This window comes from Mycolicibacterium arenosum, from assembly GCF_024320865.1.
Classification (GTDB): domain Bacteria; phylum Actinomycetota; class Actinomycetes; order Mycobacteriales; family Mycobacteriaceae; genus Mycobacterium; species Mycobacterium arenosum.
This window is the reverse complement of record NZ_JANDBD010000010.1, coordinates 107014-122523: the sequence shown is the minus strand read 5'-3', so window position 1 is coordinate 122523 and position 15510 is coordinate 107014. Positions and strand designations below refer to the sequence as shown.

Here is a 15510-nt window from a genome sequence, read left to right as displayed (position 1 = left end):
CGGTCACGCGTTATCGGGTAGCCGCGCGGCGCCGTTGGACAGGGTCGACAGCTGACCGGTGATGACGCCCAACTCGCCGATCAGCACACGCGCGGTCGCCGCATCCGACGACGGGACCGCGGCGCGCACCCGCTCGGTCGCCGTCGTCAGCAGTCCCATGTCGGCCTGCCACGCCGCCCCCGGCGGCGCGGGATCACCGCTCAGCACGTGCACGTAATCGTCGACGGCGGTGAGGAACTCCATACTCCAGCCCGATGGCGGGCGCGCCGGAATGGCCGTCTCCAGCGCGCTGCAGGACGCGGTGACCACGTTGAGCGCGGTGCGGTAGGCGCGTAACCACCGCCGGAACGCGGGATCGTTGCCCGCGTGCGCGCCCGCGGCCGCCTCGAACGCCGCCCGCGCCCGGTAGGCGCGCTCCCACGCGGCCGACAGCGCCTCGGCCGGCTTGTCGATCTCATGCGCATAGGCCCTGATAACCGTTGCGGCGTAATCGATTTCCGTCTTCAGTAGCTCACCTGCGCGCTGACGCAGTCGGACGTCGGCGTGATCCGGCAGCAGGACGTGGGCCAGCACCGCCAGCGCCCCGCCGATCAGCGTGGCGAGCAACCGGTCGCTGATCGTCGCCACGTCGGCGGACCCCCCGATGTCGACCAGCATCACGATCGCCGCGGCCAGCGCCGCGCTCAGCGCCATGTAACCGAACCCCGCCACGGCGTAGGTCACCGCCAGGAAGAGCGCCGCGAACCCCGCTGCGAACAACCCGGTGGGGTGCAGCGTCAGGACCACGACACCGGCGACGACGATGCCGAGAGCGTTCCCCGCGACCCGGCCGACGCACCGCGTGTACGTGTGGGCGGTCTCCGGCCGCAGCACCATCACCACCGTCAACGGGATCCAGTAGCCGTGCCCGAGGTCGGCGAAGCGGGCGACCAGCGCACCCGCCGCCGCGGCCAGCGAGAGCCGCACCGCGTGCCGAAGGACCGGCGACTCCCAGCCGAGGTGCGACCTGATCCGCGCCAGCATGTCGCGCGCCTCGCCGGGCAGGCCCGGTCGGCGCAGCTCGGGCAGATCGGGCGGCGGGGTCACCTCTCCGTAGCGCAGCGCCACGGCGTCCCGCAGCTGCTCGGAGAGGCGCTGCACCGACACGGCTTCCGGCCCGGTGACCGTCGCCGCCGTGGCGTCGAACGCGTCGAGCGCATCGCCGGCCGACCGCCGCGCCAGCGGACTCGGCGCGGCCACGGCGGCGAGCACGTCCGCCGCCGCCTGGAGCACGAGTGCGCATTCCGGTGCGCCGGGCACCCTGCCGGCGATCGCCGTGACGGTGACGGCGATCCGGTCCGGCAGTCCGTACCAGCTGCGGTAGGCGAGTGGCCGGCGCGCCGCCTGCGCGTCGGTGAGCGTGAACGCCTCCTTCAGCCACATCAGCGGTTGCGGGTCGATCGACGCCGTCGGGTCCGCGGCCAGCGCGCGCGCATCCGACGCCAGGGACCGGTACGCGCGCGCCAGCGCGGCTCGCTGCGTGCGGCGGCGCCTGCGCGGCCACACCACCATGAGAGCCGCCTGACCCAGCCCACCCGCGAGGGCGAGGCCGCCGGCTGCGGCCGCCTCCGGCCACGGCGGATCGGCGGCCGGGGTGAGCACGAGCAGCGCCATCGCCGATGCGGCGACCAACCCGGCGTTGGCGCTGATGGCCCAGGTCATGCCCGACGCGAAACCCCACAGCGCGACGAGGACCGCGAACACCGCGGCGTACGGCTCGGCAGCCGCCGCGAACAGCGCTGCGACGCCCATCGCGATCGTGACCCAGACGACCAGACGGAGCTGGCCGCGCGGACTGTCCTGCAGCGCAACAGCACCCGCGATGGCCGACGCTCCCGCTGCGGCGATCGCGGCGGTGGGCCCGGCCCAGTGCAGCGCCACACCGGCGACCACCAGCACGCCCAGCAGACTTCGGATGACGGCACCGACGTCGGGCATCGTCGGGCTCACCGACAAGCCCTTCATCACCCCGCCATTGTGTCCCGGGCGCAGACCGGCCCGCCGTGCTTCGCCGCCCCGGTAGGTTCGTCCCGTGGAGAAGGTCATCGTCACCCTGCAGCACGCCGACGCCGACGACGCCTGGTGTACGGCCTTGCGCACCGACGTCGTCGAGGGTCTGCTCGCGCTGGATCTGCCCGGCGTCGCGGTCAACGTCCGCGACGCCCCGGTCCGCGATTCGATGATGACGCTCACCACCCTGAACCCGGCGGTGGCCGGCGTCGTCGGCCTCTGGACCCAGCAGTACTACGGAGCCCAGCTCACCGACGCGCTGGCGCTGCTGCGGAAGACGAGTGACGCCGTGGCCGCCTACCTCGTCACCGAATCGGTACCGCTAGCACCGCCCGTCACCGCTCCCGGCGAGCGGACCGAGGGCTTCGCCAACGTCGCGCTGCTGCGCCGACCCGCCGATCTCGACCGCGATACCTGGCTGCGGCGTTGGCATCTCGACCACACCGCGGTGGCGATCGAGACGCAGTCGACGTTCGGCTACACCCAGAACACGGTCGTCAGACCGCTGACCGACGGTGCGCCGCGCATCGACGCGATCGTCGAAGAACTCTTCCCGCTGGCCGCCACCGGGGACCTGCACGCGTTCTTCGGCGCCGCCGACGACGCCGACCTCGGTGACCGGATGAACCGGATGGTCGCCAGCACCTCGGCGTTCGGTGCCAACGTCGACGTCGACACCGTGCCGACGAGCCGTTACGAGTTCCGCTCGCCGTTCGGTGGTGCGCGATGACCGAACTCGCCGACGCCGTCGCGCTCGCGGCCGACGAGAGCGGCCTGGCGGTCGTCTCCACCGTGCGCGCCGACGGCAGCGTCCAGGCCTCGCTGGTGAACGTCGGGCCCATCGCTCATCCGGCCACCGGCGCACCGGCGCTCGCCTTCGTCACCTACGGCAGGGTCAAACTCGCGAACCTCCGAGCGCGGCCGCACATCGCCGTGACGTACCGGAGGGGGTGGCAGTGGGCCACGGTCGAGGGCACCGCCGAATTGGCCGGGCCCGCCGACCCGCAACCGTGGCTCGCCGACGTCGATGCACTGCGCCTGCTGCTGCGCGAGGTGTTCACCGCTGCGGGCGGCACACACGACGACTGGGACACCTACGACCGCGTGATGGCCGAGCAGGGCCGGACCGTCGTCGTGATCGCCCCCACCCGGGTCTACTCGAACGGGTGACACCTGGACAGGTGTCCGGCGAGCACCGTTAGGCTCACATCCGTGCTCGTGAACATCGACGACGCCAACGGCGTGCGGACCGTCACCCTGAACCGGCCGGAGGCGCTCAACGCCTTCAACGAGGCGCTCTACGACGCGACGACGATCGCCCTGCGCGACGCGGACGCCGATCCGTCGGTCGGCGTCATCCTCCTCACCGGCACCGGCCGGGCGTTCAGCGCGGGCAACGACCTGGTCGAGATGCAGGCCCGCATCACCGATCCCGATTTCCAGTCGGGGGAGTACGGCTTTCCCGGCCTCATCGACACGCTGACGGATCTGCGAAAGCCGTTGCTCCTCGCGGTGAACGGTCTCGGCGTCGGCATCGGCGCGACGATCCTCGGTTACGGCGACCTGGTCTTCATGTCGTCGACGGCGCGCTTGAAGTGCCCGTTCACCAGCCTCGGCGTCGCCCCCGAGGCCGCGTCGTCGTACCTGCTGCCGCAGTTGATCGGGCGGCAGAACGCCGCGTGGATCCTGATGTCGTCGGAGTGGGTCGACGCGCAGGAGGCCAAGGAGATGGGCTTGGCGTGGCGGGTGTGCGAGCCGGACGATCTGCTCCCCGAGGCGCGCAAGTACGCGGAAGTCCTTGCATCACGCCCGATTCCGAGCCTGATGGCGGTCAAGCACACCATCGTCGAACCCACCAGGGGGGAGATCGCCGCGGCCGCGAAACGCGAGTACGCGCAGTTCGAGGTGTTGCTCGGCAGCGCGGCGAACGCGGATGCGCTGGCGGCGTTCGCCGACCGCAAGGACTAGGCGCGACCTCAGCGGGCGGCGTGCCGGGGGCAGCCCTCGACCTGCCCCGCCGCGATGATCGCGCGCACGGTGCGCCGGCAGCGTCCGCAGTCGGCGCCGGCACCGCAGGCGTCGGCGATCTGCTTGGAGGTGTTCGCGCCGTTGGCGACGAGATCGACGACGACCTGGCTCGTCACGCCGGTGCAGAGGCAGACGTACATCAGCCCACCATCCGTTCCCGCACGGCCATGACGTGGTCCAGTCGCCCGACGAACACCGTCGGGTGGACGCCGAACCCGGCGTTGGTCATCCACTCCGCCGCTGCGTCGGGACGGTTGAGCCACCGGCGGGCGCTGACCTCGTCGTCGATCTCCTGCAGGATCATCGCCTCGCGCGAGTCGTCGCACGCCTCGTAAACCCACACCTTGCGGACGCCCGCCCGGTGGAACCGGTCGGCGGCGCCGTACACCGTCTCCACGAGACGTCGCACATCATCGACGCGGGTGACGATGCCGACGACGACGCCGGGCACGCCGTCGTACCGAGCCAGTTCCCCGAGGTCGATCTTCTCGACGATCCGGCCGGCGAAGATCGCGGGAATCCCGTCGCTGCCGGCGATATCGAACAGGTCGAATACCGCGGGGGAGCGGAGTACGTCGCGGATCGATTCGGGGTTTCGAATTCCGACCGTGACCAGTACTCGGCGTCGTCCCCACATCGACGTGTAAACCACGATGTGGTGTGCGTCTATTTCCGCTAATTGCGATTCGCGGTTGCGCAGTAACCGCCGCATTTCGTCGGCGTCGTCGACCGGGAATTCGGCGGCCAGAATGAGCGAGTGACCTCGATATCCGCTCATGGGCTCCGCTCCGGGTCCGAGCGCGCCCGAAGCACTCCGAGCGGCGCTGCCAACGTGTTAGCGCAGTCTAACCTTACTTAGGGCAGGCAGTCCATAATCCGAGGCCAGAGTAAGGTTCGCCTCACCGAAGACCAGCCGAAATCGGCTCGGAAACGCGCCGAATCGCACGGCAAGTCGGTCGTTGAGGGAACGTCGCTGGACTAGATTGGAAGTCGTTCGACAGCCCCCCACGCCCACCCCCGCCCGGCCGTTCGGCCGGTGTCCTAGGAGCGATCATGCAAGGCGATCCCGAAGTCCTGAAGTTGCTCAACGAGCAACTGACCAGCGAACTGACTGCCATTAATCAGTATTTCCTGCATTCGAAAATGCAGGACAATTGGGGCTTCACCGAATTGGCGGCGCATACCCGCGAAGAATCGTTTGACGAAATGCGTCACGCCGAGGCGATCACCGATCGCATTCTGCTTCTCGACGGCCTGCCGAACTACCAGCGGCTGTTCTCGCTGCGCGTCGGGCAAACCCTGCGCGAGCAGTTCGAGGCCGATCTCGCGATCGAGTACGAGGTCGTCGCACGCCTCAAGCCGGCGATTGTCCTGTGCCGCAGTAAAGAGGACAGCACGTCGGCGAACCTCTTCGAGATGATCATCGCGGACGAGGAGAAGCACATCGACTACCTGGAGACGCAGCTCGAGCTGATGGAGAAGCTCGGCGAGCAGCTCTACTCGGCGCAGTGCGTGGCGCGGCCGCCCAAGTAGGGCACGCCCTGTAACTCTTTTAGCCTGCCTAACGACACATCGGGTGGCGCCGTGATCAACGCCGCGCCACGACGATGAGGGAGAAGCAGGCATGACGCACCCCGCGGCGGCGGTGCCGCCATCGGGCGAAAGCACGGCGGACGCCCGGTCCGACGACGCCTCCGCGGCCATCGGCACGCAACGCCGCAACCTGATCTTCGTCGGCGTTCTGCTGGGCATGCTGCTCGCGGCGCTCGATCAGACGATCGTGGCGACCGCGCTGCCGACGGTCGTGGCCGACCTCGGCGGCGCGGGCCACCAGGCGTGGGTGGTGACGAGCTACCTGCTCGCGTCGACGGTCGTCACCGCGGTCGCCGGAAAGCTCGGCGATCTGTTCGGCAGGAAGGCCGTCTTCCAGGCGTCCGTGCTGTGCTTCCTCGCCGGTTCGGTGCTGTGCGGTCTCGCCGGATCGATGACGATGCTGGTCGCCGCCCGTGCGCTGCAGGGCATCGGCGGCGGCGCCGTCATGGTCACCGCCATGGCCGTCATCGGCGAGGTCATCCCGCTACGCGAACGCGGGCGCTACCAGGGTGCGCTCGGCGCGGTGTTCGGAGTCACGACGGTCATCGGCCCGCTGCTGGGCGGCTTCTTCACCGACCACCTGTCGTGGCGATGGGCGTTCTGGATCAACGTGCCCGTCGGGATCGTGGTGCTGCTGGTCGGGATGATCGCGCTCCCCGCCCTGGGGCGGGCGGCGCGCCCCGTCATCGACTACGCGGGAATCCTGTTCGTGGGCCTCGCCGCGTCCGGGCTCACGCTCGCGACCAGCTGGGGCGGTGCCGAGTACCCGTGGTCGTCGCCCGTCATCATCGGCCTGTTCATCGCCTCGCTCGCCGCGTTGGCGATCTTCATCCGGGTCGAACTCAGAGCCACCGAGCCGATCATCCCGATGCGCCTGTTCCGCAGCCCGGTTTTCACGGTGTGCTGCGTCCTCGGGTTCGTCGTCGGTTTCGCGATGCTCGGCGCGCTGACCTTTCTGCCCACGTTCATGCAGTTCGTCGACGGGGTGTCGGCCACCGAGTCGGGGCTGCGCACGCTGCCGATGGTCGCCGGCATGCTGCTGACCTCCATCGGCAGCGGCAACATCGTCGGGCGCACCGGCAGGTACAAGATCTTCCCGGTCGCGGGCACGGCGATCATGGCCGTCGCGTTCCTCCTGCTCGCGAACATGGACGCGCAGACCCCGACGTGGCAGCAGTCGCTCTACCTCTTCACGCTGGGCACCGGCATCGGCCTGTGCATGCAGGTGCTCGTCCTGGTGGTGCAGAACACCGCGAGCTTCGCCGACCTGGGTGTGGCGACATCGGGCGTGACGTTTTTCCGCACGATCGGAAGTTCCTTCGGCGCAGCGGTTTTCGGCTCGCTGTTCGCGAACTTCCTGGCCTCCCGCCTCGCCGGTGCCCTACAGTCCTCCGGTGCGCCACCCGCGGCGGCGGACTCGCCGAAGCTGCTGCACGCACTTCCGCCCGACGTCGCGGCGCCGATCGTCACCGCGTATTCGGATGCGCTGTCCACGGTGTTCCTGTGCGCCGTGCCTGTGGCGCTGATCGGGTTCGTCGTGTCGCTCTTCCTGCGCGAGGTGCCGCTGCGCGAGACCGATGCCACTGCGGCCACCGACATGGGCGAGGGCTTCGGCATGCCTACCGTCGACTCGCCGGACAAGATCCTGGAGGTGGCCGTCGGCAGGCTGTTCCGGGACTCCCCGGACATCCGACTGCGCAGCCTGGCACGCGATCCGTGCTGCCACCTCGACGTCGCGCAGATGTGGGCGCTGCTGCAGATCTACCGCCAGAACCAGGTTTTCGGCTCGGCCAGCCTCGACGCCATCGCCGAACGCCTCCGCGTGCCGTGGGAGGTCATCGAACCGACCTTCGACCGCGTCATCGCGGACGGTTACGCGCTCGGCACCGGTGGTCGGCTGTGGCTCACGCAGGCGGGGGCACGCGAGGTCGAGGCCGTCTCGGCGACCCTGGTGAGCCGGATGGTCGACAAACTCGCCCAGTCGCCGACGTTCGGCGGCCGCCCGGACCGTGACGAGGTGGAGGCCGCGCTCGAGCGGATCGCGCACCGCATGCTGGTGCAGCGCGACTGGTCGGGCGAGAGCGACCTGGTGGCGGCGGGCAGGAGCGAAGCGACCGGGGGGTGATCACGGCGGGCAGGAGCGAAGCGACCGGGGGGTGATCACGGCGGGCAGGAGCGAAGCGACCGGGGGGTGAGTACGGCGGGCAGGAGCGAAGCGACCGGGGGGTGAGTACGGCGGGCAGGAGCGAAGCGACCGGGGGGTGAGTACGGCGGGCCGACCGGAAAACTAGAACGTGTTCCACTTCGATGCGTTCGGGTTTACCATTCGACCATGAGCCGCATTGGAGACTTCGCCGACGACGACGCCGCAGCCTGGGTGGTCAAATCCCCGGACATCGGGGTCGCGATGGCCGGCTTCACCCACGCCGTCTACAACAAGAACCGGCTGCCGATGCGGGTCCGCGAACTGGCCCGGATGGTGATCGCGCTCGACAACGAGTGCGTGGTGTGCCAGAACACCCGCGACTCCGAGGGTGTCGCCGCAGGCGTCGACGAGGAGCTGTACGACCACGCCGCCGAGTGGCGGACCTGGCCCGGCTACAGCGCGCAGGAGCGCGTCGCCGCGGAGTTCGCGCAGCGTTTCGCCAACGACCACACCGGACTTCGCGATGACGAGGAGTTCTGGGACCGCTGTCGGGAGCAGCTCAGCGACGAACTGCTGACCGATCTTGCGCTGTCGTGCGCCATGTGGCTGGGCATGGGCCGGATGCTGCGCACGCTCGACATCGGGCAGAGCTGCAAGATCACCCTGTAGCAGGCGCCGAAGCCCGGCATGATGGCTGTCATGGCAGCCAACAGAGTGGCCGACCTCAAGACCCACGCCGTCTCCACCGTGCTGGGCACCGTCGTCAACCCCGCGGGACTGATCCACGCGAAGACGATCCCGGTGCATCGCGTCGGCGCGTTCACCGATCCGGGGCTCGGCGCGAGCCCGGTGTGGCACGTCTTCGCCATTGATCGCAGCGGCATCGTGTTCGGGCCGGAGACCGGGGTGGTCGGCGACCTCCGGATCCGCATCGACCCCGAGGAACTGCATCTGCTCGGCGACGGGCTGGCGTGGGCGCCCGGCTCGTTCCACACCCAGGACGGCAGCCCCGATCCGTACTGCAGCAGGGGAACGCTGCGCCGCATCGAGGAGCGGCTCGCCGCGGCGGGGCTGACAGCGCTCGTCGGTCACGAGATGGAGTTCGTTCTCGTCGGCCCCGACGGCGCTCAGTTGCCGTCCGACCTGTGGGCGCAGTACGGCCTGGCCGGTGTGTTGGAGTTCGAGGGGTTCGTGCGCGACGTCACGGCCGCCGCGGGCCCCGCAGGCGTGCTGATCGAGCAGTTCCATCCCGAGTACGGCGCCAACCAGTTCGAGATATCGCTCGCACCGCGGACGCCGGTCGCGGCAGCCGACCAGCTGATCCTTACCCGGATCCTCATCGGGCGCATCGCCCGCCACCACGGTGTACGGGTCAGCCTATCCCCGGTGCCGTTCGCGGGAGCCGTGGGATCCGGTGCGCACCAGCACTTCTCGCTGCAGTCGAACGGCACGCCGGTATTCTCCGGGGGCGACGGCGCACGGGGCATGACCGCCGCGGGCGAGGGCGCGATCGCCGGCCTGCTCGCGGGACTGCCCGAAGCCCAGGGCGTGCTGTCGGGTTCGATCCTGTCGGGGCTGCGCATCCAGCCCGGCCACTGGTCCGGCGCGAGCGTCTGCTGGGGCACCGAGAACCGCGAAGCCGCAGTCCGTTTCCTCACGTCGGGCCCGGCCAATCCGCACGGCGCCAACGTCGAGGTGAAGATCGTCGACCCGTCGGCGAACCCGTACCTCGCCACCGCGGCGATCCTCGGTCTCGCACTCGACGGCATCGAGCGCGAGTTGCCGCTGCCACCCGAGGTGACCGTGGACCCGGCCCAGCTCACCGACGCCGAGCGCGCGGCCGCCGGCGTGACGCAGTTGCCGAGCGATCAGCCGAGCGTGGTCTCCGCACTCGACGGGTCGGCGCTGCTGCGGCGCATCCTCGGCGACCCCGTGGTCGACGCGACGGTCGCGGTGCGCGGGTACGAGCACCAGAACTTCGGCACGCTGACCGAGGACGAATTGGCGGAGAAGTTCCGGCTGTCCTGGAGCGTGTGATGCCCGCTCTGGACGACCACGTCCTCGCGGTGCCGCTGGTCGACCACCACGTGCACGGGTACTGGCTGCAGACCCGCGACCGCGGCCGTTTCGAGAACGGCCTCAACGAGGCCAACGTCGAACCGCTGGCCGCGTTCGACTCCGCCTTCGACACCCAGATCGGCTTCGCCGTGCGCGCCCACTGCGCTCCCGTCCTCGGGTTGCCGCGCCACGCGGAACCCGACGAGTACTGGGCACGCCGCAGCGAACTCGGCGACGACGAGGTCGCACGGTTGTTCCTCACCGCAGCGGGGGTCACCGACTGGCTGGTGGACACCGGATTCGGTTCCGGGATAGCCGATCTCGCGACCATGGGCCGGACGAGCGGCGGCCGGGTCGGTGAGGTGGTCCGGCTGGAGTCGATCGCTGAGATGGCCGCCGCAGCCGATGGCGACTACGCCGACGCGTTTCGGCGAATCCTGCGCGACCGGACGGCGTCCGCTGTCGGCACCAAGTCGATCCTGGCTTACCGCGGGGGATTCCCCGGTGACCTCACCGAGCCGTCCGCCGCCGACGTGCGCGATGCCGCGGCCCGGTGGCGCGCCGCCGGCGGCACTAGGCTCACCGACCGGGTGCTGCTTCGGTTCGGACTGTACGAGGCGCTGCGACTCGGCAAGCCCCTGCAGTTCCACACCGGCTTCGGCGACCGGGACTGCGATCTGGACGACGCCAATCCTCTGCACCTGCTGGACTTCCTGCGCAACTCGGGCGACACCCCCGTCATGCTGCTGCACTGCTACCCGTACGAGCGCGAAGCCGGTTACCTCGCACAGGCGTTCAACAACGTGTACGTCGACGCGGGGTTGAGCATCAACCACCTCGGAGCCCGCTCACCAGGCATCATCGCCCGGCTCATCGAGTTGGCGCCGTTCCGCAAGGTGCTGTACTCGTCGGATGGATTCGGCCCCGCCGAGCTCCACTACCTCGGGGCGCGGTTGTGGCGCAACGGCATTGGCCGTGTACTAGGCGAGCTCGTCGCGGCCGACGAGTGGACGGAGCGCGACGCCATCCGCGTCGTCGACCTGATTGCGCACGGCAACGCACGGCGGGTCTACGGACTGAGCTGACGCTGGTCCGGCACTCCGCTTGGCCCGCACCGTGATCCGGCCACCGCGGCGCGGCACCAGGATCACCCCCTTGGTGCGTTGTTTCTCACCGCGTGCCGACGTCGTCGCGAGGTCGACCCGACGCAGCACCTCGCGCAGCACGATGCGCATCTCGACCAACGCGAACGTCGCCCCGAGACAGCGCCGGTTACCCCCGCCGAACGGCAACCACGCGGTGGGCCCCGGCGTCCCGTCGACGAAGCGCTCCGGATCGAACGTCTCGGGGTTCGGGTAGACCGCGGGGTCGGCGTGGATCAGCCCGATACCCGGCGCCACCATGACGCCCGCCGGCAGGGTGTGGCCCGCGATGTCGGTCGGTTCGGTGAGGATGCGGCCGACGTCGAACACGACCGGGCGGATTCGGAGGACCTCCTTGCACACCGCGTCCAGGTAGTCGTCGCCTGCGCGGTCACCCGCGACCGCGGCCGCGACCGCCCGCTGCAGCAGCACCGGATGCCGGGTCAGCCGTTCGAGCGCCCAGGTCAGTGCGGTCGCGGTGGTGTCGTGTCCCGCGACGAGCAGGGTCATCAACTGGTCGCGCAGGTCTCGGTCGGAGAGCGTCGCGCCGTCGTCGTCGGCGCGCACCAGCATGGCGAGCGCGTCGGTTCGCTCGCCCAGCCTCGGATCGGCTCGCCGGTCGGCGATCTCTGCGTACAGCAGCCGGTCGGCCTCGTCGAGACGGCGTCGCAGCGACCGCCACGGTCGATAGCGCTGCAACGCCGGACTGGCGACCGCCAGCGTGTGCCACGCGTTCACGCTCAGCAGCTTCGGCATGACGGCGCGCAGCGCGGTCAGCCGATCCGGATCGCCTGCGCCGATCACCGTCCGCAGGATCACCTCGAGCGTCAGCTGCGACATCTTCGGCGCCACCGGGAACTCGACACCGACGGGCCACGACGCGATGTTCGCCGCCGCGATCTCTGACATCACCGAGGCCTGGCGCGCCACGGCTTTGGCGGCGAAGGGTGCCAGCATGAGCTTGCGGCGGTCGCGGTGCACGTCGCCGTCGACGACCAGCACCGAACTAGTGCCGAGCAGTCCCGCGAGCATCGCGTTGGCCTCGCCGGCGCGGTACACGGACGGGTCGCCCGCGAACACCGTCTTCACATCGGCCGACCGGTCGACGTACACGATCCTTCCGACGCCGCTCACGGTGAGCGTGAACGTCGGGCCGTATCGCCGACGGCAGGCGCTGACGAACTGCGGCCAGGCCTTGAGCAGCAGGCCGGCCTGCACTGCGGCGGGCAACGGCGGGCCCGGCGGCAGCGACGTCGCCGACGTTGTGCTCATCGGCCCGAGATTAGACCTCACCCGTCGCGTCGTACACCCACGACATGTCGGCCGTCGCGAAGTCCTCGAGCCAGGTGGGCGGGGCGTGGTTGGCCAGCGCCGCCATGTCCCAATAGTCCTTCCACAGCGTGATCTTGCCGTTTTCGACGCGGTGCACGGACGTGAACTGCAGTACCGCGGATTCGCCGGTCGTCCAGTGCCACTCCTCGTGGTGCTCATACATCGCGTCGCGACCGTTGTCGAGGAGCAGTCCGGTGAAGTTCTCGTAGGACGCCAGCGGCTCGATCCCGATCTTCAGCCGCTTCACGATGTCCTCCGGGCCCTTGGCCGCAGCCGTCGGACCGACCGGCATGTCGAGGTAGATGCAGTCGTCGGCGAGAAACGTCTTCAGCCTCTCCCAATCCCGGTCGGAGAGCGCCTGCCACATCCCGAGCACCGTGTTCTCAACTGACACTGGACAGTTCACCCCTCTCAGTGGTGTCGGCTGGCAACGCGGGCGCCCGGTGCGCCGCGCGCAGGAAGCGACCGGTCCGCGTGGTGCCGACGAGCGGGGAGGCCACCCCGCTGCGGAACACGGTGCGTCCACCGACCAGCACAGTCGTCACGGTGGCGTCGTTGCGGTTCACCATCCTGGACAGCCCGCCGTACTGATCGACGGTGTCCTCGGCGTACTCCTCGAGCCCCGCGTCGAGCCTCGCCGGGTCCAGCACCGCTATGTCGGCGCGATCACCGACCCGCAGATGGCCCGCGTCGAGCCGATACCAGTCGGCGAGTTCGCCGGTGAGCCGGTGCACGGCCTGCTCGACGGTCATGAACGGCTTTCCCGCCTGCTCGGCATCGCGTACGTGTTTGAGCAGGCGCAGTCCCATGTTGTAGAACGCCATGTTGCGCAGATGCGCCCCGGCATCCGAGAACCCGATCTGGATCCCCGAATCACGCGCCAGCTTCTTGAGCACGTCGGGTCGGTGGTTGGAGATCGTCGTCCGCCAGCGCAGTCGGGTGCCGTGCTCGACCACCAGATCCAGGAACGCGTCGACGGGGTGCACACCGCGTTCATCCGCGACCGCGCCGAAGGTCCGGCCGACCACGGATTCGTCCGGGCACGCCACGATGTCGGCATCGTGGAAATCGCGCTGCCACACCCGTAGCCCCTGCGGGTTCTCGTACTCCTCTCGGAATCGCCTGCGGTAGGCCTCATCCCGCATGAGATCGTTGCGCTCGATCGCGTCCTGCAGGTGCAGCGCGGCTGCCCCCGCACCGAACTCCTCGAACACGACGAGGTCGATGCCGTCGGCGTACACCTCGAACGGAACCGGCAGGTGCTGCCAGCGGAAGTTGCCACCGAACGCGTTCACGAAACGGGCCAGCGGCCCGAGCAGCCGGATGGCAATCGGGTTCGATTTGACGTCGGCCGCCGAGAGCAGGCTCGTCTTGAGCGGGTTGCGGAACAGCCCCAGTGACTGCGCCAGCTGGGATCCGAGGTTGAGCGGATTCTGAATGTCGGGTCCGGACTGCAGGATTCGGCCGGCTCTGCGCAGCATCGACTTGAGCCTGCGCAGTTCGCGCGGTTTGGCGTAGGTCGACGGCAGCGTCCGCGACCGACAGACCTCACCGTCGATCTTGTCGAAGAGCAACTGCTGTGACGACAGGCCGACGAAGCCCGCTCGCAGCGCGTCGCCGAGCATGCGCTCCATCGCGGCCTGCTCGGCTCGTGTCGGGCGGACGTCCTTGCGGGTGGCGCGGTCCAGACCCATAACCGAGGTGCGCATGTCCGAGTGTCCGATGAAGGCGGCGACGTTGGGGCCCAGCGGCCGGGCTTCCAGCGCGCTGACGTACTCGTCGGGCGTCGACCACGTCTTGTGCTCGTCGACCGCCGCCAGCACGTAGTCCCGTGGAATCGCCTCGACCCGACCGAACAGGTCCCCGGCGTCGTCGCCGCCGACGTAGACCGTCGACAGCGAGCAGGAGCCGAGCAGCACCGTCGTCACGCCGTGGCGCAGCGACTCGGCGAGCCCCGGCCCGTTGAGGACCTCGACGTCGTAGTGGGTGTGGATGTCGAGCATGCCGGGGATGACCCACATGCCCTCGGCGTCGATGACCTCGCCGCAGCCGGTCTCGTCGAGAGCCTCGGGGGTGACCGCGACGATGTGGCCATCCGCGATACCGATGGTGCGGATCGCCGACGGGCCGCCGGTGCCGTCGAACCAGCGGCCGTTTCTGATGATCGTGTCGTAGGTCACGAGCTCATCGTAAACAGATCTGAAAATCTGTCTACTACTCGGCACTCCACGCATCCGGGATGCGCCCGTCGACGTCGGTGAACCCGTACACGCGGGCCAACTCGGCCGAGTTCACCGACCGCTGGTTCCAGCGCGCCCGCCCCGGATCGGCCGCCAGCGCAGCGACACCGCGGCCGACGAAGCGCGGCGTCTCGGAGTCCGCGAACGCCGGCGGCGCGACCGGCCCGTCGATGCGATCGGAGTCCATGGCACGTTGCCAGTCGTCCGCGGACACGGCGTAGTTGTCCAGCATCATCTCCGAGCGCAACCACCCGGGCGTCACCGACACCGCGGTGCAGCCGAACTCCGCGAGATCCTGGCCCTGACTGAAGGCCAGCCGATTGATCGACACCTTGGCCAAGTCGTAGAACACCGAGATCCGATAGTGGTTGGCGTTGTACTCCGCGGTGCCGTCGGTGACCTCGATCAGCAGCCCTCCCGGCTTCGCGGCGAGCAGGGGGAGCAGCAGGTGCGACGTGATGAGGTGCGTGTCCACCCCGAGTCGCAGGATGCGCAGCCCGTCGTCGAGGTCGTGCTCCCACATCGGGCGGTTCCAGGTGCGCGGCGAGCCCTTCAGGATCTCGGCCCCCCAGATGTCGTTGACCAGCACGTCGATGGCGCCGTATTCGCGCCGCAGCCGGTCCGCCAGCGCCGACACCGCGGTGATGTCCAGATGGTCGGTGGGCACGGCGACGCCGACGCCGCCGGCGTCCGTCACCAGTTGCGCGGTCTCCTCGACTGTTTCGGGTCGGTCGTAATCGGACTTCAGCGTTCCGGTGACACTGCTGCGTCCCGTGCAGACGACGGTCGCGCCCGCCTCGCCGAGCGCCACCGCGATCCCGCGACCCGCACCCCTGGTGGCTCCGGCCACCACCGCGACACGACCCGCGAGCACACCCTCGTCCGGCACCGGCGACATCGGATCAGTATCGGTTGCCGGAGT

15 protein-coding genes are annotated in these 15510 nt (G+C 69.6%); 8 read left to right on the top strand and 7 right to left on the bottom strand.

Annotated elements, in window-relative coordinates:
- Nucleotides 1–3 precede the first annotated feature (3 nt).
- The gene (locus NM203_RS23270) at nt 4–2004 is read right to left on the bottom strand and encodes an FUSC family protein (protein ID WP_255063048.1); all 2001 of its coding nucleotides are present in this window, start codon (nt 2002–2004) and stop codon (nt 4–6) included.
- Nucleotides 2005–2071: 67 nt separating this feature from the next.
- On the opposite strand from NM203_RS23270, the gene NM203_RS23265 reads away from it, so the two are divergent.
- From NM203_RS23265 to NM203_RS23255, 3 genes are read left to right on the top strand one after another with little or no spacing between them, the layout of a single operon-like run.
- On the top strand, nt 2072–2779 hold the full coding sequence (locus NM203_RS23265) for an EthD domain-containing protein (RefSeq protein ID WP_255062849.1): 708 nt from the start codon (nt 2072–2074) through the stop codon (nt 2777–2779).
- Nucleotides 2776–3219 carry a TIGR03618 family F420-dependent PPOX class oxidoreductase gene (locus NM203_RS23260; RefSeq protein ID WP_255062848.1) on the top strand — a complete coding sequence of 148 codons (444 nt, stop codon included), beginning with the start codon at nt 2776–2778 and terminating at the stop codon, nt 3217–3219. Before NM203_RS23265 ends, NM203_RS23260 begins: the two co-directional genes overlap by 4 nt.
- Before the next feature lie 42 nt (nt 3220–3261).
- Nucleotides 3262–4017 (top strand): enoyl-CoA hydratase/isomerase family protein, encoded by a 756-nt coding sequence (locus NM203_RS23255; RefSeq protein ID WP_255062847.1) that lies wholly within the window; start codon nt 3262–3264, stop codon nt 4015–4017.
- Between the two features lie 8 nt (nt 4018–4025).
- On the opposite strand, the gene NM203_RS23250 is transcribed toward NM203_RS23255, so the two are convergent.
- Nucleotides 4026–4217: a (2Fe-2S)-binding protein gene (locus NM203_RS23250; protein ID WP_255062846.1), complete on the bottom strand. Its 192-nt coding sequence runs from the start codon at nt 4215–4217 to the stop codon at nt 4026–4028.
- Nucleotides 4217–4855 (bottom strand): fatty-acid--CoA ligase, encoded by a 639-nt coding sequence (locus tag NM203_RS23245; RefSeq protein ID WP_255062845.1) that lies wholly within the window; start codon nt 4853–4855, stop codon nt 4217–4219. Before NM203_RS23245 ends, NM203_RS23250 begins: the two co-directional genes overlap by 1 nt.
- Nucleotides 4856–5130: 275 nt before the next feature.
- On the opposite strand from NM203_RS23245, the gene bfr reads away from it, so the two are divergent.
- The 5 genes from bfr to NM203_RS23220 all read left to right on the top strand — a co-directional run bounded on the left by bfr (nt 5131) and on the right by NM203_RS23220 (nt 10959).
- Nucleotides 5131–5610, top strand: coding sequence for a bacterioferritin (bfr, locus tag NM203_RS23240; protein ID WP_255062844.1), 480 nt, complete (start codon nt 5131–5133; stop codon nt 5608–5610).
- 91 nt (nt 5611–5701) lie between these two features.
- Nucleotides 5702–7795 (top strand): MDR family MFS transporter, encoded by a 2094-nt coding sequence (locus NM203_RS23235; protein WP_255062843.1) that lies wholly within the window; start codon nt 5702–5704, stop codon nt 7793–7795.
- Between the two features lie 207 nt (nt 7796–8002).
- A complete protein-coding gene (locus NM203_RS23230) occupies nt 8003–8485 on the top strand; it encodes a carboxymuconolactone decarboxylase family protein (protein ID WP_255062842.1) in 483 nt (160 codons plus the stop codon).
- 21 nt (nt 8486–8506) lie between these two features.
- Entirely contained in the window at nt 8507–9853 is a 1347-nt protein-coding gene (locus NM203_RS23225) for a type I glutamate--ammonia ligase (RefSeq protein ID WP_255063047.1), read from the top strand.
- The gene (locus NM203_RS23220; RefSeq protein ID WP_255062841.1) at nt 9853–10959 is read left to right on the top strand and encodes an amidohydrolase family protein; all 1107 of its coding nucleotides are present in this window, start codon (nt 9853–9855) and stop codon (nt 10957–10959) included. The genes NM203_RS23225 and NM203_RS23220 overlap by 1 nt, the downstream gene beginning before the upstream one ends.
- Here the strand turns inward: NM203_RS23220 and NM203_RS23215 are convergent.
- The 4 genes from NM203_RS23215 to NM203_RS23200 are packed head-to-tail and all read right to left on the bottom strand — an operon-like array spanning nt 10855 to nt 15486.
- A complete protein-coding gene (locus NM203_RS23215; protein WP_255062840.1) occupies nt 10855–12288 on the bottom strand; it encodes a cytochrome P450 in 1434 nt (477 codons plus the stop codon). The genes NM203_RS23220 and NM203_RS23215 overlap by 105 nt on opposite strands.
- 10 nt (nt 12289–12298) lie before the next feature.
- On the bottom strand, nt 12299–12742 hold the full coding sequence (locus NM203_RS23210; RefSeq protein ID WP_255062839.1) for a nuclear transport factor 2 family protein: 444 nt from the start codon (nt 12740–12742) through the stop codon (nt 12299–12301).
- Nucleotides 12732–14582, bottom strand: coding sequence for an N-acyl-D-amino-acid deacylase family protein (locus NM203_RS23205; protein WP_255062838.1), 1851 nt, complete (start codon nt 14580–14582; stop codon nt 12732–12734). The genes NM203_RS23210 and NM203_RS23205 overlap by 11 nt, the downstream gene beginning before the upstream one ends.
- Nucleotides 14563–15486, bottom strand: a complete 924-nt coding sequence (locus NM203_RS23200) for an SDR family oxidoreductase (protein WP_255062837.1) — start codon at nt 15484–15486, stop codon at nt 14563–14565. The genes NM203_RS23205 and NM203_RS23200 overlap by 20 nt, the downstream gene beginning before the upstream one ends.
- Between the last annotated feature and the right edge of the window lie 24 nt (nt 15487–15510).

Bases quoted from the DNA above. Each gene is read 5' to 3' on its own strand.
- NM203_RS23215 (WP_255062840.1), bottom strand. From the start codon at position 12,288: ATGAGCACAACGTCGGCGACGTCGCTGCCGCCGGGCCCGCCGTTGCCC.
- NM203_RS23235 (WP_255062843.1), top strand. From the start codon at position 5,702: ATGACGCACCCCGCGGCGGCGGTGCCGCCATCGGGCGAAAGCACGGCG.
- NM203_RS23250 (WP_255062846.1), bottom strand. From the start codon at position 4,217: ATGTACGTCTGCCTCTGCACCGGCGTGACGAGCCAGGTCGTCGTCGAT.
- NM203_RS23270 (WP_255063048.1), bottom strand. From the start codon at position 2,004: ATGAAGGGCTTGTCGGTGAGCCCGACGATGCCCGACGTCGGTGCCGTC.
- NM203_RS23260 (WP_255062848.1), top strand. From the start codon at position 2,776: ATGACCGAACTCGCCGACGCCGTCGCGCTCGCGGCCGACGAGAGCGGC.
- NM203_RS23205 (WP_255062838.1), bottom strand. From the start codon at position 14,582: ATGCGTGGAGTGCCGAGTAGTAGACAGATTTTCAGATCTGTTTACGAT.
- bfr (WP_255062844.1), top strand. From the start codon at position 5,131: ATGCAAGGCGATCCCGAAGTCCTGAAGTTGCTCAACGAGCAACTGACC.
- NM203_RS23225 (WP_255063047.1), top strand. From the start codon at position 8,507: ATGGCTGTCATGGCAGCCAACAGAGTGGCCGACCTCAAGACCCACGCC.
- NM203_RS23200 (WP_255062837.1), bottom strand. From the start codon at position 15,486: ATGTCGCCGGTGCCGGACGAGGGTGTGCTCGCGGGTCGTGTCGCGGTG.
- NM203_RS23220 (WP_255062841.1), top strand. From the start codon at position 9,853: ATGCCCGCTCTGGACGACCACGTCCTCGCGGTGCCGCTGGTCGACCAC.
- NM203_RS23245 (WP_255062845.1), bottom strand. From the start codon at position 4,855: ATGAGCGGATATCGAGGTCACTCGCTCATTCTGGCCGCCGAATTCCCG.
- NM203_RS23230 (WP_255062842.1), top strand. From the start codon at position 8,003: ATGAGCCGCATTGGAGACTTCGCCGACGACGACGCCGCAGCCTGGGTG.